Origin of the sequence: Enterobacter vonholyi (assembly GCF_008364555.1) — a bacterium.
In the GTDB taxonomy this organism is placed as follows: domain Bacteria; phylum Pseudomonadota; class Gammaproteobacteria; order Enterobacterales; family Enterobacteriaceae; genus Enterobacter; species Enterobacter vonholyi.
Genome location: NZ_VTUC01000001.1, coordinates 75,958 through 97,359 on the forward strand (window position 1 = coordinate 75,958; position 21,402 = coordinate 97,359).

Consider the following 21,402-nt stretch of genomic DNA (forward strand, 5'->3'; position numbering starts at 1 on the left):
GCCGATAATTGCTTTACAGAAATTGTTTTACAAAAATGGCGATGCAATCTCAGGCGGAGGGTGGGATGATACCCGCCTTCTGAAGCCCGACCGGAGACATTTGTCCCGACACAGGCGTGAGTTCAGGTATACTGTCTGGCTACGAATTCAAAGTTTTACAATCTCATTCACCCAGGGGGAAAACTTGCAGGGTAAAGCACTCCAGGATTTTGTTATTGACAAAATTGATGACCTGAAAGGTCAGGACATCATCGCTATCGACGTTAAGGGTAAATCCAGTATTACCGACTGCATGATCATCTGCACCGGTACATCGACGCGTCATGTTGTTTCAATTGCCGATCACGTGGTTCAGGAATCGCGTGCAGCAGGGCTGTTGCCGCTGGGCGTTGAAGGTGAAGCGACGGCTGACTGGGTGGTGGTCGACCTCGGCGATGTGATTGTCCACGTCATGCAGGACGAGAGCCGTCGCCTGTATGAGCTGGAAAAACTCTGGGGTTAATGCGTGAAGTTGCAGCTGGTCGCTGTCGGCACCAAAATGCCGGACTGGGTACAAACCGGTTTTACTGAATATCTGCGTCGTTTTCCAAAAGACATGCCGTTCGAGCTGGTGGAAATTCCCGCCGGTAAGCGCGGCAAGAACGCTGATATCAAACGTATTCTCGATAAAGAGGGCGAACTGATGCTGGCTGCCGCAGGCAAGAACCGCATCGTCACCCTCGATATTCCAGGTAAGCCCTGGGATACGCCGCAGCTGGCGCATGAACTGGAGCGCTGGAAGCAGGATGGCCGTGACGTCAGTCTGTTGATTGGCGGGCCAGAAGGGTTATCCCCTGCCTGCAAAGCGGCGGCTGAACAAAGTTGGTCCCTCTCCGCGCTGACGCTTCCCCACCCGCTCGTTCGGGTACTGGTGGCTGAAAGCCTGTATCGCGCGTGGAGCATTACTACCAACCACCCCTATCACCGCGAGTAATGACTGACCAGGGTAGATTAAGCAGCGGATGAAACTACAGAATTCTTTTCGCGACTATACGGCTGAGTCCGCGCTGTTTGTGCGCCGGGCGCTGGTCGCCTTTACCGGGATTTTGCTGCTTACCGGCGTGCTGATCGCCAACCTTTATAATCTGCAAATTGTCCGCTTTACCGACTACCAGACGCGTTCAAACGAAAACCGTATTAAGCTGGTGCCTATCGCACCCAGCCGCGGCATTATTTACGATCGTAACGGCACCCCGCTGGCGCTAAACCGCACCATCTATCAAATCGAGATGATGCCGGAAAAAGTCGATAACGTTCAGGATACGCTGGAAGCGCTAAAGAGCGTTGTCGACCTTAACGATGACGATATCGCCGCCTTCAAAAAAGAGCGCGCCCGCTCTCACCGTTTTACCTCCATTCCGGTTAAAACCAATCTGACGGAAGTTCAGGTGGCCCGCTTTGCGGTGAACCAGTACCGTTTCCCCGGCGTGGAAGTGAAGGGCTATAAGCGTCGCTACTATCCCTACGGCTCCGCCCTGACGCATGTGATTGGCTACGTTTCCAAAATTAACGACAAAGACGTTGACCGTCTTGATAAAGACGGCAAGCTGGCCAACTACGCCGCAACGCACGATATCGGTAAGCTGGGGATCGAACGCTACTACGAAGACGTTCTGCACGGGCAAACCGGCTATGAAGAGGTTGAGGTTAACAACCGTGGCCGCGTGATCCGCCAGCTGAAAGAAGTGCCGCCTCAGGCGGGGCATGACGTCTATCTGACGCTCGACCTCAAGCTTCAGCAGTATATTGAAACCCTGCTGGCGGGCAGTCGTGCAGCCGTTGTGGTCACCGATCCTCGTACCGGCGGCATCCTGGCGATGGTCTCCATGCCTAGCTATGACCCGAACCTCTTCGTTGACGGCATATCCAGTAAAGACTATTCCGGTCTGCTGAACGATCCGAACACGCCTCTGGTGAACCGTGCAACGCAAGGGGTTTACCCGCCGGCATCAACGGTTAAACCGTACGTCGCGGTTTCTGCGCTGAGTGCCGGCGTCATCAACCGTAATACCAGCCTGTTTGACCCAGGCTGGTGGCAGCTACCTGGCTCAGATAAGCGCTATCGTGACTGGAAAAAATGGGGCCACGGTCATCTGAACGTCACCAAATCGCTAGAGGAGTCTGCGGATACCTTCTTCTATCAGGTGGCGTATGACATGGGGATCGACCGCCTGTCAGAATGGATGAGCAAATTCGGCTACGGACACTATACCGGCGTTGACCTTGCAGAAGAACGCTCCGGCAACATGCCGACGCGCGAATGGAAGCTGAAGCGCTTTAAAAAACCGTGGTATCAGGGCGACACCATTCCGGTGGGTATCGGTCAGGGCTACTGGACGGCAACGCCGCTTCAGATGAACAAAGCCATGATGATCCTCATCAATGACGGCGTGGTGAAAGTGCCGCATCTGCTTCAGAGTACGGTTGAAGACGGCAAAAAAGTGCCGTGGAACCAGCCGCATGAAGCCCCGGTGGGTGACATACATTCAGGCTTCTGGGAAATTGCGAAAGACGGTATGTACGGCGTGGCAAACCGCCCGAACGGTACCGCACACAAATATTTCGCCGGGACGCCGTACAAAGTGGCGGCGAAGTCCGGTACTGCGCAGGTGTTTGGTCTTAAGGCCAATGAAACCTATAACGCGCACCGCATTGCTGAACGTCTGCGTGACCATAAGCTGATGACGGCGTTTGCTCCTTATGACAACCCGCAGGTCGCGGTGGCGATGATTCTCGAGAACGGCGGTGCCGGGCCTGCAGTAGGGACCATCATGCGCCAGATCCTTGACCACATTATGCTGGGTGATAACAACACCGAACTGCCGGCTGAAAACCCGGCCGCCGCTGCGGCGGAGGACCAATAATCATGACGGATAATCCAAATAAAAAATCGCTGTGGGACAAAATCCACATCGACCCAGCCATGCTGCTGATCCTGCTGGCTCTGCTGGTTTACAGCGCGCTGGTTATCTGGAGCGCCAGCGGCCAGGACATCGGGATGATGGAGCGCAAAATCGGCCAGATTGCCATGGGTCTAATTATCATGGTGGTGATGGCGCAGATCCCGCCGCGCGTCTACGAAGGCTGGGCGCCCTATCTCTACATCTTCTGTATTATTCTGCTGGTTGCGGTCGATGCGTTTGGCGCCATTTCAAAAGGGGCGCAGCGCTGGCTGGATCTGGGCGTTGTCCGCTTCCAGCCCTCTGAAATTGCCAAAATCGCCGTTCCACTGATGGTGGCACGCTTTATCAACCGCGACGTCTGTCCGCCGTCTCTGAAGAATACCGCTATCGCGCTGGTGCTGATTTTCCTGCCAACGCTGCTGGTTGCGGCACAGCCTGACCTCGGCACCTCAATCCTTATTGCCCTCTCCGGCCTGTTTGTCCTGTTCCTCTCGGGACTGAGCTGGCGCCTGATTGGTATCGCGGTGGTGCTGATTGCGGCTTTCATTCCTATCCTGTGGTTCTTCCTGATGCATGACTACCAGCGCCAGCGCGTTATGATGCTGCTCGATCCGGAAACCGATCCGCTGGGCGCGGGCTATCATATTATTCAGTCAAAGATTGCGATTGGCTCCGGCGGGCTGCGCGGTAAAGGCTGGCTGCACGGCACGCAGTCTCAGCTGGAATTTTTACCGGAACGCCACACCGACTTTATCTTTGCCGTACTGGCGGAAGAACTGGGACTGGTTGGCATCTTAATATTGCTGGCGCTTTATGTACTGCTGATCATGCGTGGATTGTGGATTGCAGCACGCGCGCAAACCACCTTTGGTCGCGTCATGGCTGGCGGGTTGATGCTGATTTTATTCGTTTATGTCTTCGTAAATATTGGTATGGTGAGTGGTATTCTGCCGGTGGTAGGCGTACCGCTGCCGCTGGTGAGTTACGGAGGCTCGGCACTGATCGTGTTGATGGCCGGGTTTGGTATCGTAATGTCGATCCATACCCACAGAAAAATGTTGTCAAAAAGCGTATAAAAATAAGGGGATCGGAATGCGTAAGCAGTGGCTGGGGATCTGCATTGCGGCAAGTTTACTTGCGGCCTGCACAAGTGATGATGGTCAGCAACAGGCAACCGTCGCGCCGCCGCAGCCTGCGGTGTGTAATGGCCCGATCGTTGAAATCAGCGGTGCCGATCCCGTTTATGAACCGCTGAATGCCAGTGCCAATCAGGATTACGAGCGCGACGGCAAAAGCTATAAAATTGTTCAGGACCCTTCCCGTTTCAGTCAGGCGGGCTTTGCCGCCATTTATGATGCCGAGCCAGGCAGTAACCTGACGGCATCCGGGGAAGCGTTCGACCCAATGCAGCTGACGGCAGCACATCCGACGCTGCCTATCCCGAGCTACGCCCGTATCACCAACCTGGCGAACGGCCGTATGATCGTCGTGCGCATCAACGACCGCGGCCCGTACGGGAATGACCGGGTGATTTCCCTGTCGCGCGCGTCTGCCGATCGCCTGAACACCTCGAACAACACCAAGGTCCGTATTGACCCGATTATCGTCGCGCAGGATGGTTCGCTCTCCGGGCCGGGAACCGCGTGTACGACGGTCGCAAAACAGACCTATGCCCTTCCTGACCGCCCAAATCTTGACGGCGGAATGGGAAGCGTCTCGTCTCCGGCAGAGCCTGCTCAGCCGGGGGGAGAAATACGCCCGATCAGTAATGATACGCTGCAAAGCGAGGATTCTACCGGCGCACCGGTAAAGAGTAGCGGTTTTCTTGGCGCCCCAACGACCTTAGCCTCGGGCGTGCTCGAAGGCAGTGAGCCTACTCCAGCCCCTGCTCCCGTTGCCGCGCCAGCAACCCAGCCGGCTCCCGTAACGGCGCCCGCGGCCACGCAAAGTGCGGCGGTGGCGGCTTCAACAGCAGCCAGCGGCAGCTATGTGGTTCAGGTCGGTGCAGTGAGCGATCAGGCCCGGGCCAAACAGTATCAGCAGCGTCTGAGCCAGCAGTTTGGCGTACCTGGACGCGTTGAGCAGAACGGTGCGGTCTGGCGCATTCAGATGGGGCCATTTGCCAGCAAATCGCAGGCCGCCTCCCTGCAGCAGCGTTTGCAGAATGAAGCTCAGCTTCAGTCATTTATCGCTGTTGCAAAATAATTAACCGGCGGTATCCGAATTGTCAGTTTGTGTAAAACGCATTCACAAACTCATGCTTAAAGTCGGATGCCTGCCTGAATAGCATTTGCTATAGTAAGGCACTTTTTTTAATTCCATCACGGATGTCGTAGTTCTGACCATGAAGACCACTTTTTCTGCTCGTTTTGTGCAGCGTATGGCGCTGACCACGGCCCTTTGCGCGGCTGCGCTCTCTGCAGCTCATGCCGATGACCTGAATATCAAGACCATGATCCCTGGCGTTCCGCAAATCGACGCGGAATCCTACATCCTGATCGATTACAACTCTGGCAAAGTGCTGGCAGAACAGAATGCCGATGCCCGCCGTGACCCGGCCAGCCTGACCAAAATGATGACCAGCTACGTTATTGGCCAGGCGATGAAGGCGGGTAAATTCAAAGAATCGGATCTGGTCACCATCGGTAACGATGCGTGGGCAACCGGGAACCCTGTTTTCAAAGGTTCCTCTCTGATGTTCCTGAAGCCGGGTATGCAGGTTCCTGTTTCCCAGCTGATTCGCGGTATCAACCTGCAGTCGGGTAACGACGCCTGCGTGGCAATGGCCGATTTCGCCGCCGGTAGCCAGGACGCCTTCGTGGGCCTGATGAACAGCTACGTGAACGCGCTGGGTCTGAAAAATAGCCATTTCCAGACCGTACACGGCCTGGATGCAGACGGCCAGTACAGCTCCGCGCGTGACATGGCGCTGATTGGTCAGGCGCTGATCCGCGATGTCCCCAATGAATACTCTATCTATAAAGAGAAAGAGTTCACTTTCAACGGTATTCGTCAGACCAACCGTAACGGTCTGCTGTGGGATAACAGCCTGAACGTTGACGGCATCAAAACTGGCCACACCGACAAAGCGGGCTACAACCTGGTGGCCTCTGCCACTGAAGGTCAGATGCGTCTGATCTCTGCCGTGATGGGCGGCCGCACCTTTAAAGGCCGTGAAACAGAAAGCAAGAAGCTGCTGACCTGGGGCTTCCGTTTCTTCGAAACCGTGAATCCACTGAAAGCAGGCAAAGAGTTTGCGTCTGAACCCGTCTGGTTCGGCGACAATGACCGTGCTTCACTCGGTGTTGATAAAGATCTCTATCTGACCATTCCGCGTGGTCGTATGAAGGATCTGAAAGCCAGCTACGTACTGAACAGCACCGAGTTGCACGCCCCGCTGCAGAAGAACCAGGTTGTGGGCACCATCAACTTCCAGCTGGATGGCAAAACGATCGATCAGCGTCCGCTGGTGGTCCTGCAAGAAATTCCTGAAGGCAATTTCTTCGGCAAAATCATTGATTACATTAAATTGATGTTCCACCACTGGTTTGGTTAAAAATTGAACACTTGAAAGTGTGATTTTGATCCCCATATACTAAGTATCCTGATAACTCCCACCTGACGTGGGAGTTATTATTTTTTGACGTTACGCCGGAGCTGACATGAAAACCAAACTTAACGAACTGCTTGAATTCCCTACCTCATTTACCTACAAAGTAATGGGTCTGGCGAAACCTGAGCTGGTTGATCAGGTGGTTGAAGTGGTACAGCGCCATGCGCCCGGTGACTACTCTCCGTCAGTAAAACCAAGCAGCAAGGGCAACTACCACTCGGTTTCTATTACCATCACTGCGACACATATTGAGCAGGTTGAAACGCTTTACGAAGAACTCGGCAATATCGAAATTGTTCGTATGGTGCTGTAGCCCCTTCGCGGTTACCCGGTTTGCCGGGTAACCCCTCTCCCCGCTGTGATATAATCCCGCACACCTTTTGTCCCTCGTCTTCGGAGACGCAGTTTTGTATCAGGATAAAATTCTGGTCCGTCACCTCGGGCTGCAACCTTATGAGCCTGTCTCCCAGGCTATGCATGACTTCACCGATTCACGCGATGACAGCACCCCGGATGAGATCTGGCTTGTCGAACACCTGCCGGTATTTACTCAGGGTCAGGCGGGTAAAGCAGAACATTTGTTAATGACGGGAGATATCCCGGTTATTCAGAGCGATCGCGGCGGTCAGGTCACTTACCATGGACCCGGGCAGCAGGTGATGTACGTCCTGCTCAACCTGAAGCGCAGAAAGCTGGGCGTCCGCGAACTGGTTACCTTACTGGAACAAACTGTCGTCAACACGCTGGCGGAATATGGTATTGATGCGCATCCGCGAGCCGATGCGCCTGGGGTGTACGTTGGGGAAATGAAGATCTGCTCTCTGGGGCTGCGTATTCGTAAAGGCTGTTCGTTCCACGGCCTGGCATTGAACATTAATATGGATCTCGCCCCTTTCCAGCGCATAAACCCCTGCGGCTACGCCGGCATGGAAATGACGCAAGTGCGTCAGTGGGTTGAAACCGCTACGCCAGACAGTATTCGTCCCGTGCTTTTGAAGAATGTTTTAGCACTACTTAACAATCCCCCACACGAATATATCGCTGCTTAATATATCATACAACATGGCTCGCTAATTTGGCGGGCCACCGTTTATTTACCGTTTTTGCGCTTTACAATAATCCACAGATTCTATATTTTCGAAGCGCCCGAATATTACCGCTACATATTATTTAGCCTCCAGCAAGTACGGCAAACACGGCATAAGTAACGTGAGCAATTATCACACAAGTGTTTGCTTTTGATAAACAAGTGAAACAAAACCAACACTTTACGAATCTCTACAAGCATAATAAATAAATTCAACTATCATTCATATTGTGAATGTATACGGAGTGAAAGCGTGGAGTATAATAATTTACCAGCCAAACGACTGAATGAACCCGGTGGCGAAGACAAGCCGCAAATTTTTCGGACTTTACGTAATATTGATCTCAATTTATTGACTATTTTTGAGGCAGTATATGTCCATAAGGGTATCGTTAACGCTGCGAAAATTCTTAATCTCACGCCTTCAGCAATAAGCCAGTCAATCCAAAAGCTGCGCGCTATATTTCCTGACCCGTTATTTATCCGTAAGGGCCAGGGGGTAACGCCGACGGCTTACGCCACGCATCTGCATGAGTACATCAGCCAGGGTCTGGAGTCGATTCTGGGCGCACTGGATTTAACCGGGAGCTATGATAAGCAAAGAACCATCACCATCGGCTGTTCCCCTTCTGTGGGTGTATTGGTCATGCCTGCGATCTTTCAGGCCGTGAAAGAGCATGCTCCGCAGCTCCTGCTTCGCAATGTGCCTCTCAATGAACCTGACATTCAACTTGCCCAGTTCCAGACGGACCTGATTATAGAAAGCGGCAGCTTCAGTGCCAGAGCGCTGGGTCAAAATGTGCTCTATGCAGATAATCTGGTGCTGGTTTGCCGCCAGCAGCATCCTGCTCTTAGCGAGCCGTTGACCATCGAAAACCTTCGCAACTACGACCATTCGTCTTTCATGACCGAAGGGCAGTCTAACCATGCACTTCGTCAGCGCATTGATGAAATTTTCCCTGAACGACAGATCAGCTTCAGCAGCTACAATATGTTTACCACCGCATCCCTGATCGGTAGCAGTGACATGCTGTGCGTTATGCCATCGCGCCTGTACAGTCTGCTACGAAAATGCTGGCCGCTGGAAAGCATTCCGCTTAGCCAGCTTAATGCGGAATCTATCGAGATTTCACTGCATTATAACAAGCTGAGTTTGCGCGATCCGGTCCTGGAAAACGTCATCCGCATTATACGTCAGGCCTTCTGACAGGTTTCTCCAGCACAAGCCCCTGCAACGGGCAGGGCAAAAGGCACAAAACAACAACTATTTTACAAATTGGCGATCTGGCAGGCTGCTTTAACGACCGTTTCAATGATATACTGCCTGTCGTTCGTTCAAAAATAGTTGATAAATACAACATTCCCTTGAATTGAAACGCTTTCCTTCGATATTCGCAACTGGAACACGCACGCTATGAGTAAACCCATTGTGATGGAACGCGGTGTTAAATACCGCGATGCCGATAAAATGGCCCTTATCCCGGTTAAAAACGTGGCTACAGAGCGCGAGGCGCTGTTAAGAAAACCGGAATGGATGAAAATCAAACTTCCGGCCGACTCTTCGCGTATCCAGGGGATCAAAGCGGCGATGCGCAAGAATGGCCTTCACTCCGTTTGTGAAGAAGCCTCTTGTCCGAACCTTGCTGAATGTTTCAATCACGGTACCGCGACGTTTATGATTCTGGGTGCTATCTGTACCCGTCGCTGCCCGTTCTGCGATGTTGCTCATGGCCGTCCAGTCGCACCTGATGCTAACGAACCCCAGAAGCTAGCGCAGACTATCGCCGACATGGCGCTGCGTTACGTAGTTATCACCTCCGTTGACCGTGACGATCTGCGTGACGGCGGAGCGCAGCACTTCGCCGACTGTATTACGGCCATTCGCGAGAAAAGTCCAAACATCAAAATCGAGACGCTGGTGCCTGACTTCCGTGGTCGTATGGACCGCGCGCTGGATATCCTCACCGCTACGCCGCCAGATGTGTTTAACCACAATCTGGAGAACGTGCCGCGTATCTACCGTCAGGTACGCCCGGGTGCTGACTATAACTGGTCTCTGAAACTGCTGGAGCGTTTCAAAGAAGCGCATCCACATATTCCGACTAAGTCTGGTCTGATGGTGGGTCTGGGTGAAACTAACGACGAAATCATCGAGGTGATGCGCGATCTTCGCCGCCACGGTGTGACCATGTTGACCCTGGGACAGTATCTCCAGCCAAGCCGTCACCACCTGCCGGTACAGCGCTACGTGAGCCCGGACGAGTTCGATGAAATGAAAGCCGAAGCGATGGCGATGGGCTTCACCCACGCAGCATGCGGCCCATTTGTTCGCTCTTCATACCATGCCGATATGCAGGCTAAAGGCGAAGAAGTGAAATAATGCTGTAATATTCATTTACAGTAATACAAAAAAACCGGCCACATGAGCCGGTTTTTTTTCGCAAGCCCTTGGGCGATGCTGTCACTCTTTGTGAGAAAGCTTATCTGCCGGGACGTCATCCTCGGCGCTTTTCTTCGCCGCTGCATCATCATCGTTCATCGCTTTCTTAAAGCCTTTGATGGCAGCCCCCAGGTCACCACCCAGCGTGCGTAACTTCTTGGTACCAAACAGCAGGACGACCAGTGCGGCAACCACCAGCAGTTTGGTAATACTAATCTCACCCATAGATACCTTCTTTACTTATAACAGGCTGCATTCAGCGCCAAAACCTGATTGTATTAACGGTCATTTAGCGCGTGCACACAATAGCAATCTGTAACAAGGTGAATCAAGCATTGTTGAAAAAAACATCACAATAATTGCGGTGGCGCAAACCGACGATTAAGAAGAACGGGTAATTGCTGACGCGCAAGCGCAATTCTCTCTGGTTTTATCTCCGCAACCAGCAAGTCCGGGGCTTCAGCGGCGGCGGCTATCGTCACCCCCAGCGGATCAACCACCCTGCTTTGCCCGATGTTTTTCGTGCCACATTCTCCTGCGGCAACGACATAGCAGGTGGTATCCAGCGCGCGTGCCGCAAGCAGCGTTGCCCAATGGTGCTCTTTTAACGGCCCTTTGACCCACGCGGCAGGCAGCACCAGTAAGTCCGCACCCTGCAGCGCCAGATGCAGCGCCAGCTCGGGAAAACGCAGGTCATAGCAGGTCATCAGCCCGATCCTGAATCCGTCAATCTCCAGCAGCGGTGGGATATTGTCTCCGGGGTCAACGAGCCTCGACTCCTGGATGCTGAACGCGTCATAGAGATGAAGCTTGGCGTAACGTGCGACTATGGCCCCGTCACGAATCGCCACCAGCGTATTCACTGCGCGACCCGGCGTGGAGGGGACATGGATCGTTAAGATTGTCGTCATCGTATTGCCCGCGCTCTGGGCGAGCAAATGTTGTAAAAATTCGCCGTCCAGCGGCTGCGCGGACTTCACGGATAAATCCGGGTCATTATCATCCCTGGCCAGCAGCGCCTCGGGAAGAACCAGCAGCGACGCCCCTTTCTGCCCGGCCTGCTTCATCAGGTTGACGCACGTGAGCGCATTTATATGCCACTCAGGCGTGACCACAAACTGCCCTACCGCAACATACATATTTGTCCCCTTATCATAAACGGCGTTAAACTCGCTTCTCTTACACATCAAATAGCAGGTATTTAGCGTGTTACAACTACTTTTAGCCGTTTTTATTGGTGGGGGAACGGGTAGCGTTGCGCGGTGGTTTCTGAGTATGCGGTTTAATCCCCTGCATCAGGCGATTCCCATGGGGACGCTTGCCGCTAACCTGATTGGTGCTTTTATCATTGGCATGGGGCTGGCCTGGTTTAACCGAATGACGCACATCGACCCAATGTGGAAGGTATTGATTACCACCGGATTTTGCGGCGGTTTGACCACCTTCTCAACCTTTTCTGCGGAGACAGTTTTTCTCTTTCAGGAAGGCCGTATCGGCTGGGCGCTGATGAATATGGCGATCAATATGCTCGGCTCTTTTGCGATGACGGGGATCGCATTTTGGCTATTTTCTTCCGCAAGCGCGCATTAACAGCCGAACCGTTAATGTTGGCTTAATTTTTCTCTGTCACTCTGAATGCAGTACTGAACGAGGGTGACAGAATGAAACAGAGTCTGATGAGCGCAGGAATGGTGTTATTGAGCGTGCTGATCGTTGCCAGCTTCCTGAAAATGTATCTGCTTGGCTGATTCAACACGAAAAAAACCCGCTCGTTGAGCGGGTTTTGAAATTCTTGCTGACGCGTCTGAATTACAGAGCGATTACGTTAGCAGCAGAAGGGCCTTTGGCACCGTTAGTGATTTCGAACTCTACACGCTGACCTTCAGCCAGAGTTTTGAAACCATTAGACTGGATTGCAGAGAAGTGTACGAACACGTCTTTGCTGCCATCTTCAGGAGTAATGAAACCGAATCCTTTGGACTCATTAAACCACTTAACGTTACCTTTAATCTTAGACATCAAAATTACCTTTACATTAAAAAACGACACAAATGCTGTGTCGGTTATCAGTACATCAATTGTGGGACCTTTTGTCCAGCGGATCTTTGATAAAAAGTGACTAAAGTCGCGTTAATTTTCACTGACAGATTTTTATCGCTTATGAATCAACGTCTGCGCGTTTTTTCACCAGCATGTAACGTTTTGTCAGTTAAAACTGAAAACGCATCCAGGCGAAGTAAACGTTACCGTTGTTGTACGTACCCGGAATGTAGGTCATCTGGAACGTTGCGGGGCCATAGCCAATAGAGGCCAACGGCAGCAGCACTGGGATCGGGATGTAGTTCCAGTTGTCACGTGCAGTGACCCCGGCGGTATAGCCCAAACCGACGTGGAAGTTTTCGTCCGCTAGCGGGCGCCAGGTTTTCTCCCAACCATAACCCCCAATAGGCTCCCATTTATTAAACGAGTCTTTGAAGGCCATCAGATAGATGCCATGCCAGTTTCCCTTTTCATCCCAGCGCGACTGACCAAAACCCGCACCCCATGGACGCTCGTTGTATTTATCGGTTTTCTCTTTGTCATAAGCAAACCGCGCATGCCACGTTATTGCCGGAACATAGAGATCATAATGTTCAGGTGCAGTCCATGTCTGGGAAACATTATCCGTAAAGGTTGAGAACCAGCCTTTATCCGCCTCTTTGCCTTCTGCCTGTGCAACAGAAGAAAACGTTAACTGCCCAAAAATAAACAACAAAATAGAGAAAAATGTATTACGTACGATCACAATGCAATTACCATTCTTAGTATTCGAAGCAAAGTTTACCATAAAGTAGTTGAATCAAGTCTTAACGACATCGGCGTTATTCCTAATTATTCGGCCTCTTTCCGGGAATATTCTTAAAGAAAGCATGCAGCACGCTCAAATAATCCCATTCGGAGTGTGGGCTTATACTTTAACCTTCTTAATCAGTGACATGCAAAACCACACAAAGCATTAACAATTTGTTATCATTATTGGGACATGTTGCGCTATTTCTGACGGTCAAGGGCCTCATGACATAAATGTATGAACTATGGCAAAAACACGGTTGTTCTGTTCTCTAGTCGTCTGTTTATTGATTTTAATCAGCAAGAACAGGCCAATTATTCGGCACATTTTCATCCTTCTTTTTTTATTGATTTTTTGTGCTCCATTGCAGCAGAGATACAGGGGAAATCATGCTTACGCTATTCGAACTCCTTATTGGAGTCGTCGTCATTGTCGGCGTCGCACGCTACATCATTAAAGGCTACTCGGCCACGGGCGTATTATTTGTTGGCGGTTTAACACTGCTGATTATCAGCGCAATAATGGGGCATCAGGTGTTACCTGCCAGCGCGACCAGCACCGGTTACAGCGCTACAGATATTGTTGAATACATTAAAATATTGCTCATGAGCCGCGGCGGCGATCTGGGCATGATGATCATGATGCTGTGTGGTTTTGCGGCCTATATGACCCACATCGGCGCTAACGATATGGTCGTTAAGCTAGCCTCCAAACCTCTGCAATACATCAATTCGCCATATCTGCTGATGGTCGCGGCCTATTTCCTCGCCTGCCTGATGTCGCTGGCCGTTTCGTCGGCTACCGGACTTGGCGTACTGCTGATGGCCACGCTGTTCCCGGTTATGGTGAACGTGGGCATTAGCCGTGGCGCGGCCGCGGCAATTTGTGCGTCTCCTGCGGCCATTATTCTCTCCCCAACATCCGGCGACGTTGTGCTGGCGGCAAAGGCGGCGGAGATGTCACTCATCGACTTCGCCTTTAAAACCACGTTACCGATCTCAATCGTTGCCATAGTGGGCATGGGGATCGCGCATTTCTTCTGGCAACGCTATCTCGATAAGAAAGAAAACATTAGCCATGAAATGATGGATGTGAGTGAAATCACCACCACCGCTCCCGCGCTCTATGCCATTCTGCCGTTCACTCCGATCGTCGGAGTGCTGATTTTTGACGGCAAATGGGGTCCACAGCTGCACATCATCACCATTCTGGTTATCTGTATGCTGCTTGCCGCCGCGCTGGAGTTTGTGCGCGGTTTTAACACGCAAAAGGTCTTCTCGGGTCTGGAAGTAGCGTATCGCGGTATGGCGGATGCCTTCGCTGGCGTGGTGATGCTGCTGGTTGCAGCGGGCGTTTTTGCCCAGGGTCTGAGCACGATCGGCTTTATCCAGAGCCTGATCTCTATCGCCACCTCGTTCGGCTCGGCCAGTATTATCCTGATGCTGGTTCTGGTGGTGCTGACCATGCTGGCGGCGATGACCACCGGTTCCGGCAATGCCCCTTTCTACGCTTTCGTTGAGATGATCCCGAAGCTGGCTCACTCGTCCGGTATTAACCCGGCCTATCTCTCCATTCCTATGCTGCAGGCGTCAAACCTGGGCCGAACCATTTCGCCGGTGTCGGGCGTGGTCGTTGCCGTTGCCGGAATGGCGAAAATCTCGCCATTTGAAGTCGTCAAGCGCACCTCAGTACCCGTTTTGGTTGGTCTGATTATCGTGATTATCGCCACGGAAGTGCTGGTTCCCGGCGCGGCCTAAGCTAAATTACTGATATCCAAAAAGCGCCTGCGGGCGCTTTTTGTGCTTTAATAACTTCCAGAAATTAATCGTGCTCATTCGATCAGGAAATCATATGTTCAGGAAGGATATCGTCATCCCGTCTGGCGCAATGGCGCTTGCTCTCTGTATCTTCTCCGCACAGGCGGAACCGCTGAAGGCAACACAGTACGGCGATTTCGATCGCTATGTGTTGGCTCTGTCCTGGCAAACCGGTTTTTGCCAGAGCATGGTCGAACGCAACCGCAATGAACCTGACGAATGTCGCCTGCAAAAAGAGCGTGATAATAAAGCCGATTTTCTGACCGTTCACGGACTATGGCCCGGCCTGCCGAAATCCATCGCCGCACGCGGGGTAGATGAGCGTCGATGGATGCGTTTTGGCTGCGCCACGCGCCCCATTCCGAACATGCCGGAAGTGAAGGCCAGCCGCAAATGCGATGCCGCCGAAACCGGGCTGTCGCTTTCCGCTGCCGCAAAGCTCAACGACGTGATGCCGGGTGCAGGCGGTAATTCCTGCCTGGAACGCTACGAATACGCCAAACATGGCGTCTGCTTTGGTTTCGATCCGGATGCCTATTTCGGCACGATGGTGCGAATGAACCAGGAAGTTAAAAACAGTGCGGTCGGTAAATTCCTTGCCGATAACTACGGAAAACCCGTCAATCGCAGCGACTTTGACAGTGCCGTTGCCAAAAGTTGGGGCAGGGAGAACATCAAAGCGATCAAGCTGACATGCAACGGCAACCCGGCGTATCTGACCGAGATGCAGATTTCGCTGAAGGCTGACACTATCAACAATCCACTTTCTGCAGCGTCATTTGCACCGCAGCCACATCCAGGTAACTGCGGAAATCAATTCGTGATTGATAAAGCCGGTTACTGACCCACAGTCGGGCGCACCATATCAAACCGGTTTTCGTCACTGATGCCATAATACGCCGTCGGCCCACCTGCACGCAGGATGGGCTGCGCTTTCGCCGTCTGGTATATCCCCTCTTCCAGCAGCGTTTCGGCAATATGGATACCGACCACCTCCCCCAACACCAGCCAGGTCTCGACCGGTGTGCCGTCGGCACCGGTAAGCTGAATGCACTGCGACAGGCGGCACTCAAAGTTCACCGGGCTTTCTGCGACGCGGGGCGCGTTAACCAGTTGACTTGCCGCTGGCGTGAGCCCGGCAAAGCTAAATTCATCCCGATCGTGCGGAAGCATTGCAGAGGTTTGATTCATCGCGTGCGCGAGATCGCGCGTTGCCAGGTTCCAGACAAATTCCTTTGTTTCGGTAATATTACGCACGCTGTCCTTCCAGCCGTTGCTGGAAAAGCCGATGATCGGCGGGCGATAGTTAAAGCAGTTAAAGAAGCTATACGGCGCGAGATTGAGCTGACCGGCCTTATCGCAGGAGGAGATCCAGCCAATCGGACGTGGACCAATAATGGCGTTTAGCGGGTCATGCGGCAGGCCGTGCCCCTGGGACGGTTGATAGAAGTACATAGTGCTCTCTCGTTGGTGGGCAACGCCCGGATTCAGGACACTCAGCGTAACGTATTCCGCCGGGAATGAAGACTGAATAAATTTCAGTGAAAATTCATATGGACCATGAATGTGACCTTCATCACTTCAAACTTGCGCGCTCAGCCAGTATCATCGGGAGAGTTAAACCCTCGCTGCCAGACGGCGAGGGTTTTCTTTTGGATCAGTTTCTGCGTTAGACGCAGCATTAACGACATGGAGTAAAAAATGTCCAGACCTACCATTATCATCAATGAGCTCGACGCAGAACGTATCGACAGACTGCTGGAAAAAGCGGAATTCGCCTCGCTCCCCGTGGCCGACGCCCTTAATGAGGAGCTCGACCGGGCACAGATGTGCACGCCTGAGACGATGCCGCATGACGTGGTCACTATGAACAGCCAGGTGAAATTCCGCAACCTGACCACCGGTGAAGAGCTGACCCGTACGCTGGTTTATCCGGCTCAGATGACCGACAGCAGCACACAGCTTTCTGTTCTGGCCCCTGTGGGTGCCGCACTGCTGGGGCTGCGTACGGGAGATACGATCCACTGGGAATTGCCGGGCGGCGCCTCTGCCCATCTGGAAGTACTGGCGTTGCTGTACCAGCCAGAAGCTGCGGGCGATTACCTGCGTTAAACACTTCTGAACAAGCGCCCACCCGCTTTGCACAGAGGATGCAGCCGCATCCTCTTTCCGTAAATTCACCCCATTTTCTTATATCGCGCAAAAGGCCCTTAACCCAGGCTTAATCTGTTTTGGTGCCGTGGGGACGGTCATGAGTGAGATACTGGCTATCACACTTATTTTTCTCATTATTGTGGCGATTATCGTTGCGGCCGTGCTTTATCTTGAACGCCACAGTTAAGCAAGAACTCATGCAACCCCACCCGGGAAAGCATTTACCAGGCCCTTAACTTTCTGCTCTGCGGCCTCGGGCGTTTCCGCACCAGGGACCAGAATCACCTTCCGGCACTCTTCCTCCCGTTTTTCGAATACCTTATAGGCGCGTTCCGCATCCGCAAGGGGAAGATAATGGGTCACGATCTCTTCCGGGGTAAGCAGCCCTTTTTCGATCAGCGGTAACAGTTCACCCAGCCAGGCATGGACATGCGTTTGGCCCATCTTAAACGTCAGCCCCTTATCGAAGGCATCGCCAAACAGGAAGCCATGAATAAACCCAGCGTACACGCCGGGTACGCTGACCACCCCACCGCGTCGAACGGCAGCAATGCACTGACGCAACGCTTTGCCGCTACTACCTTCAATTTTAAGATTGCTGAGGATCGTTTCAGTGGTGCTACCTTTCGCTTCAAACCCGACTGCATCAATCACGGCGTCAACGCCGCGATGGCCCGCGGTCTGTTCGATGATTTTTTCCGCCGCGTCGTTATCATCATCAAAGTTGATAGGGATTGCGCCGTAACGCGCCTCTGCAAATCGCAACCGGTACGGATGATGATCGATAACAAAGATCTGCTCAGCCCCCAGCAGTCGCGCGCAGGCAATGGTCAGTAGCCCCACCGGCCCGGCACCGAAAACCGCTACGCTTGAGCCTCTTTCAATCTGCGCATTTTTTGCCGCCTGCCAGGCCGTAGGCAAAATATCGGAAAGGAATAACGCTTTATCATCGGAAAGAAGCTGCGGGACCTTAAACGGCCCGACGTTGCCTTTTGGCACGCGGACATATTCCGCCTGCCCCCCCGGCACGCCGCCGTAGAGATGGCTATAGCCAAACAGCGCGGCCGGTGCGGGAATTTGCTTTTTGTTCAGCGCGGCACCCTGCCCGGCATTGGTATTCTCACAGGCCGCGTATTGCTGCAGACGACAGAAGAAACAGTCTCCGCAGGCGATGACAAAGGGGATCACCACGCGATCGCCTTTTTGCAAATTCTTCACCTCTGTGCCGCACTCGACGATTTCCCCCATAAACTCATGGCCAAAAATGTCGCCGTGCTGCACCTTCGGGATCTTTCCGCGATAAAGATGCAAATCGGAGCCGCATATAGCCGTGGCCGTAACGCGCAGAATGATATCGTCAGGCTGTTCGATGATGGGATCGGGGACATTCTCGACGCGAACATGGTGCGGACCGTGATACGTAAGTGCTTTCATGCGACCTCCGAAAGGCTTCAGGTAAGTGTATAAGGGTAGCTACCCCTGAAGGTCTGCCCTGGAATACGGGGCTTTTGAGATTTATCCTGGTGAGATAAGAAAACTGACGGAGCGCTTACAGAAACCATTAATATTTTATGGTTAAATGAGTTCAGCGTTTATAAACAAGGAGAAACGGGTATGTATCAGAGAATCATTATGCCGGTTGATGTTTTTGAGATGGAGCTGAGCGACAAGGCCGTTCGCCATGCGGAGTTCCTGGCGCAGCAGGACGGTGTTATCCATCTTTTACACGTACTGCCGGGTTCCGCCAGCCTGAGCCTGCACCGCTTTGCCGCCGATGTACGCCGCTTCGAGGAGCATTTGCAGCATGAAGCGGAAACTCGCCTGCAAACCATGGTCAGCCACTTCAGCATCGACCCTTCACGAATCAAAACGCACGTCAGATTCGGCAGCGTTCGCGATGCGGTAAACGAACTGGCGAACGAACTGAAGGCAGACGTGGTGGTCATCGGTTCGCGCAACCCTTCCATTACCACGCATCTGCTGGGCTCTAACGCCTCCAGCGTCATCCGCCATACCCATATACCGGTGATGGTCGTCAGATAAAAAAAAGAGGCCACCTTTCGGTGGCCTCTCGCTATTGCAGGTGTAGCCTTACTTTCTTTTCTTATGCGGTTTTGGTGCGAATCAGATAGTCAAATGAACTCAGAGACGCCTTCGCCCCTTCGCCCGTGGCGATAATGATCTGTTTGTACGGCACGGTGGTGCAGTCGCCCGCCGCAAACACGCCTTTCACGCTGGTTTCACACTTCGCATCAATGATGATTTCGCCCATGCGGTTGCGCTCAATCGCGCCTTCCAGCCAGGTGGTGTTTGGCAGCAGACCAATCTGCACAAAGATCCCTGACAGCTGAACGCTGTGCACGTCGCCGCTCACGCGGTCGCGATATTCCAGACCGGTCACTTTGCTGCCGTCGCCCTTCACTTCCGTCGTCTGCGCGTTCAGTACGATGTCGACGTTTTTCAGGCTGCGAACTTTATCCTGCAGAACCTGGTCGGCTTTCATCTCCGGAGCAAACTCCAGAAGGGTTACGTGTTCAACAATCCCCGCCAGGTCAATGGCCGCTTCCACGCCGGAGTTACCGCCGCCGATCACCGCCACGCGTTTACCTTTGAAGAGTGGACCGTCGCAGTGCGGACAGTAGGTCACGCCTTTGGTGCGATACTGATCTTCACCCGGGACGTTCATGTTGCGCCATTTCGCACCGGTGGCAATGATAATGCTGCGGGCTTTCAGCACCGCGCCGGAAGCGGTTTCAATCTGGTGTAAGCCACCCTCGACCGCTGCTGGAACCAGCTTGCTGGCGCTCTGGCTGTCGATCACGTCCACGTCATAGTCGCTGACGTGCGCCTTCAGCGCCCCCGCCAGCTTCTGGCCTTCGGTCTTCGGCACGGAGATGTAGTTTTCGATGTCCACGGTATCGAGCACCTGGCCGCCAAAGCGTTCGCCCATCAGGCCGGTACGAATACCTTTACGCGCGGAGTACACCGCTGCTGCCGCGCCGGCAGGGCCGGAACCGACGATCAGCACGTCGTAGGCATCGCGTTTGTTCAGCTCTTCCGCCGCACGTTTTTCAGCACCGGTATCCACTTTGGCAACGATTTCAGTCAGCGTCATGCGGCCCTGGCCGAACTCTTTGCCGTTCATGTAGACCGCCGGAACGCCCATCACGTTGCGATCGGTGATTTCATTCTGGAAGGTACCGCCATCAATCGCCGTGTGCTTGATGCGCGGGTTCAGGACCGACATCAGGTTCAGCGCCTGCACCACGTCCGGGCAGTTGTGGCAGGAGAGCGAGTAGTAGGTTTCAAACTCGAAATCACCGTCGATATCGCGGATTTGCTCCAGAAGCGCCTGCGCTTCTTTTGACGGATGACCACCGGTCCACAACAGCGCCAGCACCAGTGAGGTAAACTCGTGACCCAGCGGAGAACCGGCAAAGCGTGGTCCTCGATCGGACCCTGGGTTGGTAATCAGGAAAGAGGGCTTACGGACCGGCAGCGCGTTGTCTTCTTTGAAGGTCACTTTCGGCGACAGCTCGGCGATCTCCGCCAGCAGTTCCTTGATCTCTGCCGATTTGGCGCTGTCGTCAAGCGTAGCAATCAGCTCAACGGGTTTGGTCAGTTTCTCAAGGTAGGCCTTGAGCTGGGTTTTCATGTTTGTGTCGAGCATTGTTCTTCCCTCTCTTAAGACGTCATCATGCAAGCTGCCTTATACGGGCGGCCTGAATGCAACTTGCATCATGGTGCTGGAATGAAATGGGCGCGGTGCGCCCATTGATTACTGAATGGGCAAAACTTAGATTTTACCAACCAGATCTAAGGATGGAGCCAGCGTTGCTTCGCCTTCTTTCCATTTTGCCGGGCACACTTCGCCTGGGTGAGAAGCCACGTACTGAGCGGCTTTCACTTTACGCAGCAGGTCAGAAGCATCACGGCCGATACCTTCAGCGGTAACTTCGATAGCCTGGATAATGCCCTGCGGGTCAACAACGAAGGTGGCGCGGTCAGCCAGGCCTTCATCTTCACGCATGTTGTCGAAGTTACGGGTCAGGGCGCCAGTCGGGTCGCCGATCATCGCGTATTTGATTTTGGCGATGGTTTCAGAGCTGCTGTGCCATGCTTTGTGGGTGAAGTGGGTATCGGTAGAGACAGAGTAAACGTCTACGCCCAGCTTCTGCAGTTCTTCGTAATGGTCTGCCACGTCGCCCAGTTCAGTCGGGCAAACGAAGGTAAAGTCAGCCGGATAGAAGAAGAAGACGCTCCAGCGGCCTTCGGTATCTTTCTCGGTAACTTCGATGAACTCACCGTTTTTGAACGCCTGGTTTTTGAAAGGTTTAATTTTGGTATTAATCAAAGACATCTGTACTTCCTCCGTGTTTTCGTTGAGATGTAAGGTAACCAACTTTATTCATCGGGGCTAATGCGTATGCTTTATCAAATCAATCAGCCAAACCTTACAACGTCGACAAGACAACAAGGTGAACCTTTTACAGGAAAGCCTGAAAGTAAAAAGGCCGCC

General features: G+C 53.0%; 24 protein-coding genes. 16 read left to right on the forward strand and 8 right to left on the reverse strand.

What is annotated here, in order from left to right; all coding sequences use genetic code 11:
* Window positions 1-184: 184 nt before the first annotated feature.
* From rsfS to lipA, 10 genes are all read left to right on the forward strand, one after another.
* Window positions 185-502, forward strand: a complete 318-nt coding sequence (rsfS, locus tag F0319_RS00400) for a ribosome silencing factor (protein WP_023334893.1) — start codon at window positions 185-187, stop codon at window positions 500-502.
* Window positions 503-505: 3 nt separating this feature from the next.
* Entirely contained in the window at window positions 506-973 is a 468-nt protein-coding gene (gene rlmH / locus F0319_RS00405) for a 23S rRNA (pseudouridine(1915)-N(3))-methyltransferase RlmH (protein WP_003858701.1), read from the forward strand.
* Window positions 974-1,001: 28 nt separating this feature from the next.
* Window positions 1,002-2,903, forward strand: coding sequence for a peptidoglycan DD-transpeptidase MrdA (gene mrdA / locus F0319_RS00410; RefSeq protein WP_008501038.1), 1,902 nt, complete (start codon window positions 1,002-1,004; stop codon window positions 2,901-2,903).
* 2 nt (window positions 2,904-2,905) lie between these two features.
* Complete coding sequence (gene mrdB, locus F0319_RS00415; protein WP_023310746.1) at window positions 2,906-4,018, forward strand: peptidoglycan glycosyltransferase MrdB; 1,113 nt, start codon at window positions 2,906-2,908, stop codon at window positions 4,016-4,018.
* Between the two features lie 16 nt (window positions 4,019-4,034).
* Window positions 4,035-5,147: an endolytic peptidoglycan transglycosylase RlpA gene (gene rlpA / locus F0319_RS00420; RefSeq protein ID WP_149366031.1), complete on the forward strand. Its 1,113-nt coding sequence runs from the start codon at window positions 4,035-4,037 to the stop codon at window positions 5,145-5,147.
* Window positions 5,148-5,286: 139 nt separating this feature from the next.
* Window positions 5,287-6,498 (forward strand): D-alanyl-D-alanine carboxypeptidase DacA, encoded by a 1,212-nt coding sequence (gene dacA / locus F0319_RS00425; RefSeq protein ID WP_032638844.1) that lies wholly within the window; start codon window positions 5,287-5,289, stop codon window positions 6,496-6,498.
* 106 nt (window positions 6,499-6,604) lie between these two features.
* Entirely contained in the window at window positions 6,605-6,868 is a 264-nt protein-coding gene (gene ybeD, locus F0319_RS00430; protein WP_006177135.1) for a DUF493 family protein YbeD, read from the forward strand.
* Between the two features lie 94 nt (window positions 6,869-6,962).
* Window positions 6,963-7,604 carry a lipoyl(octanoyl) transferase LipB gene (gene lipB, locus F0319_RS00435; RefSeq protein ID WP_111964398.1) on the forward strand — a complete coding sequence of 214 codons (642 nt, stop codon included), beginning with the start codon at window positions 6,963-6,965 and terminating at the stop codon, window positions 7,602-7,604.
* A gap of 291 nt (window positions 7,605-7,895) precedes the next feature.
* Window positions 7,896-8,849 (forward strand): YbeF family transcriptional regulator, encoded by a 954-nt coding sequence (locus F0319_RS00440; RefSeq protein WP_115874489.1) that lies wholly within the window; start codon window positions 7,896-7,898, stop codon window positions 8,847-8,849.
* 207 nt (window positions 8,850-9,056) lie between these two features.
* Window positions 9,057-10,022, forward strand: a complete 966-nt coding sequence (lipA, locus tag F0319_RS00445) for a lipoyl synthase (protein WP_028019480.1) — start codon at window positions 9,057-9,059, stop codon at window positions 10,020-10,022.
* An 81-nt stretch (window positions 10,023-10,103) separates the two neighbouring features.
* Here the strand turns inward: lipA and tatE are convergent, their stop codons facing one another.
* Window positions 10,104-10,307, reverse strand: coding sequence for a twin-arginine translocase subunit TatE (gene tatE, locus F0319_RS00450; RefSeq protein WP_023310742.1), 204 nt, complete (start codon window positions 10,305-10,307; stop codon window positions 10,104-10,106).
* Window positions 10,308-10,432: 125 nt separating this feature from the next.
* Window positions 10,433-11,221 carry a deaminated glutathione amidase gene (locus tag F0319_RS00455; RefSeq protein WP_149366032.1) on the reverse strand — a complete coding sequence of 263 codons (789 nt, stop codon included), beginning with the start codon at window positions 11,219-11,221 and terminating at the stop codon, window positions 10,433-10,435.
* Between the two features lie 67 nt (window positions 11,222-11,288).
* On the opposite strand from F0319_RS00455, the gene crcB reads away from it, so the two are divergent.
* Entirely contained in the window at window positions 11,289-11,672 is a 384-nt protein-coding gene (crcB, locus tag F0319_RS00460; protein ID WP_008501029.1) for a fluoride efflux transporter CrcB, read from the forward strand.
* A gap of 219 nt (window positions 11,673-11,891) precedes the next feature.
* On the opposite strand, the gene cspE is transcribed toward crcB, so the two are convergent.
* Together cspE and pagP are read right to left on the reverse strand one after the other, a co-directional pair.
* Window positions 11,892-12,101: a transcription antiterminator/RNA stability regulator CspE gene (gene cspE / locus F0319_RS00465; protein ID WP_002439184.1), complete on the reverse strand. Its 210-nt coding sequence runs from the start codon at window positions 12,099-12,101 to the stop codon at window positions 11,892-11,894.
* A gap of 190 nt (window positions 12,102-12,291) precedes the next feature.
* Window positions 12,292-12,909, reverse strand: a complete 618-nt coding sequence (gene pagP, locus F0319_RS00470; RefSeq protein WP_249429395.1) for a lipid IV(A) palmitoyltransferase PagP — start codon at window positions 12,907-12,909, stop codon at window positions 12,292-12,294.
* A 392-nt stretch (window positions 12,910-13,301) separates the two neighbouring features.
* On the opposite strand from pagP, the gene dcuC reads away from it, so the two are divergent.
* Both dcuC and rna read left to right on the forward strand, forming a co-directional pair.
* Window positions 13,302-14,669, forward strand: a complete 1,368-nt coding sequence (gene dcuC, locus F0319_RS00475; RefSeq protein ID WP_111964403.1) for an anaerobic C4-dicarboxylate transporter DcuC — start codon at window positions 13,302-13,304, stop codon at window positions 14,667-14,669.
* 130 nt (window positions 14,670-14,799) lie between these two features.
* On the forward strand, window positions 14,800-15,573 hold the full coding sequence (rna, locus tag F0319_RS00480; protein ID WP_411800868.1) for a ribonuclease I: 774 nt from the start codon (window positions 14,800-14,802) through the stop codon (window positions 15,571-15,573).
* Here the strand turns inward: rna and F0319_RS00485 are convergent.
* Window positions 15,567-16,184, reverse strand: coding sequence for a flavin reductase family protein (locus F0319_RS00485; protein WP_149366034.1), 618 nt, complete (start codon window positions 16,182-16,184; stop codon window positions 15,567-15,569). The two genes, rna and F0319_RS00485, sit on opposite strands and share 7 nt — an antisense overlap.
* A gap of 246 nt (window positions 16,185-16,430) precedes the next feature.
* Here F0319_RS00485 and rnk point away from each other — a divergent pair, with 246 nt between their 5' ends.
* Both rnk and yldA read left to right on the forward strand, forming a co-directional pair.
* Window positions 16,431-16,841 carry a nucleoside diphosphate kinase regulator gene (gene rnk, locus F0319_RS00490; RefSeq protein WP_033144918.1) on the forward strand — a complete coding sequence of 137 codons (411 nt, stop codon included), beginning with the start codon at window positions 16,431-16,433 and terminating at the stop codon, window positions 16,839-16,841.
* A 139-nt stretch (window positions 16,842-16,980) separates the two neighbouring features.
* Window positions 16,981-17,070, forward strand: a complete 90-nt coding sequence (yldA, locus tag F0319_RS22460) for a small membrane protein YldA (protein WP_271367125.1) — start codon at window positions 16,981-16,983, stop codon at window positions 17,068-17,070.
* An 8-nt stretch (window positions 17,071-17,078) separates the two neighbouring features.
* Here yldA and F0319_RS00495 read toward each other — a convergent pair whose 3' ends face one another.
* Window positions 17,079-18,317 (reverse strand): zinc-dependent alcohol dehydrogenase, encoded by a 1,239-nt coding sequence (locus F0319_RS00495; RefSeq protein WP_149366035.1) that lies wholly within the window; start codon window positions 18,315-18,317, stop codon window positions 17,079-17,081.
* Window positions 18,318-18,497: 180 nt separating this feature from the next.
* Between F0319_RS00495 and uspG the strand changes: the two genes are divergently transcribed.
* Window positions 18,498-18,926, forward strand: coding sequence for a universal stress protein UspG (gene uspG, locus F0319_RS00500; RefSeq protein ID WP_023310731.1), 429 nt, complete (start codon window positions 18,498-18,500; stop codon window positions 18,924-18,926).
* A 61-nt stretch (window positions 18,927-18,987) separates the two neighbouring features.
* Here the strand turns inward: uspG and ahpF are convergent, their stop codons facing one another.
* Window positions 18,988-20,553 carry an alkyl hydroperoxide reductase subunit F gene (gene ahpF / locus F0319_RS00505; RefSeq protein WP_047648423.1) on the reverse strand — a complete coding sequence of 522 codons (1,566 nt, stop codon included), beginning with the start codon at window positions 20,551-20,553 and terminating at the stop codon, window positions 18,988-18,990.
* 126 nt (window positions 20,554-20,679) lie between these two features.
* Window positions 20,680-21,243, reverse strand: a complete 564-nt coding sequence (gene ahpC / locus F0319_RS00510) for an alkyl hydroperoxide reductase subunit C (RefSeq protein ID WP_014882974.1) — start codon at window positions 21,241-21,243, stop codon at window positions 20,680-20,682.
* Window positions 21,244-21,402: the final 159 nt, after the last annotated feature.

What these genes read in the sequence shown, in the direction of transcription:
- ybeD (WP_006177135.1), top strand. Translation starts at nt 6,605, where the DNA reads ATGAAAACCAAACTTAACGAACTGCTTGAATTCCCTACCTCATTTACC.
- F0319_RS00485 (WP_149366034.1), bottom strand. Translation starts at nt 16,184, where the DNA reads ATGTACTTCTATCAACCGTCCCAGGGGCACGGCCTGCCGCATGACCCG.
- mrdA (WP_008501038.1), top strand. Translation starts at nt 1,002, where the DNA reads ATGAAACTACAGAATTCTTTTCGCGACTATACGGCTGAGTCCGCGCTG.
- tatE (WP_023310742.1), bottom strand. Translation starts at nt 10,307, where the DNA reads ATGGGTGAGATTAGTATTACCAAACTGCTGGTGGTTGCCGCACTGGTC.
- rlpA (WP_149366031.1), top strand. Translation starts at nt 4,035, where the DNA reads ATGCGTAAGCAGTGGCTGGGGATCTGCATTGCGGCAAGTTTACTTGCG.
- F0319_RS00495 (WP_149366035.1), bottom strand. Translation starts at nt 18,317, where the DNA reads ATGAAAGCACTTACGTATCACGGTCCGCACCATGTTCGCGTCGAGAAT.
- mrdB (WP_023310746.1), top strand. Translation starts at nt 2,906, where the DNA reads ATGACGGATAATCCAAATAAAAAATCGCTGTGGGACAAAATCCACATC.
- lipA (WP_028019480.1), top strand. Translation starts at nt 9,057, where the DNA reads ATGAGTAAACCCATTGTGATGGAACGCGGTGTTAAATACCGCGATGCC.
- yldA (WP_271367125.1), top strand. Translation starts at nt 16,981, where the DNA reads ATGAGTGAGATACTGGCTATCACACTTATTTTTCTCATTATTGTGGCG.
- ahpF (WP_047648423.1), bottom strand. Translation starts at nt 20,553, where the DNA reads ATGCTCGACACAAACATGAAAACCCAGCTCAAGGCCTACCTTGAGAAA.
- cspE (WP_002439184.1), bottom strand. Translation starts at nt 12,101, where the DNA reads ATGTCTAAGATTAAAGGTAACGTTAAGTGGTTTAATGAGTCCAAAGGA.
- rnk (WP_033144918.1), top strand. Translation starts at nt 16,431, where the DNA reads ATGTCCAGACCTACCATTATCATCAATGAGCTCGACGCAGAACGTATC.
- rna (WP_411800868.1), top strand. Translation starts at nt 14,800, where the DNA reads ATGGCGCTTGCTCTCTGTATCTTCTCCGCACAGGCGGAACCGCTGAAG.
- dcuC (WP_111964403.1), top strand. Translation starts at nt 13,302, where the DNA reads ATGCTTACGCTATTCGAACTCCTTATTGGAGTCGTCGTCATTGTCGGC.
- pagP (WP_249429395.1), bottom strand. Translation starts at nt 12,909, where the DNA reads ATGGTAAACTTTGCTTCGAATACTAAGAATGGTAATTGCATTGTGATC.
- ahpC (WP_014882974.1), bottom strand. Translation starts at nt 21,243, where the DNA reads ATGTCTTTGATTAATACCAAAATTAAACCTTTCAAAAACCAGGCGTTC.
- dacA (WP_032638844.1), top strand. Translation starts at nt 5,287, where the DNA reads ATGAAGACCACTTTTTCTGCTCGTTTTGTGCAGCGTATGGCGCTGACC.
- F0319_RS00455 (WP_149366032.1), bottom strand. Translation starts at nt 11,221, where the DNA reads ATGTATGTTGCGGTAGGGCAGTTTGTGGTCACGCCTGAGTGGCATATA.
- uspG (WP_023310731.1), top strand. Translation starts at nt 18,498, where the DNA reads ATGTATCAGAGAATCATTATGCCGGTTGATGTTTTTGAGATGGAGCTG.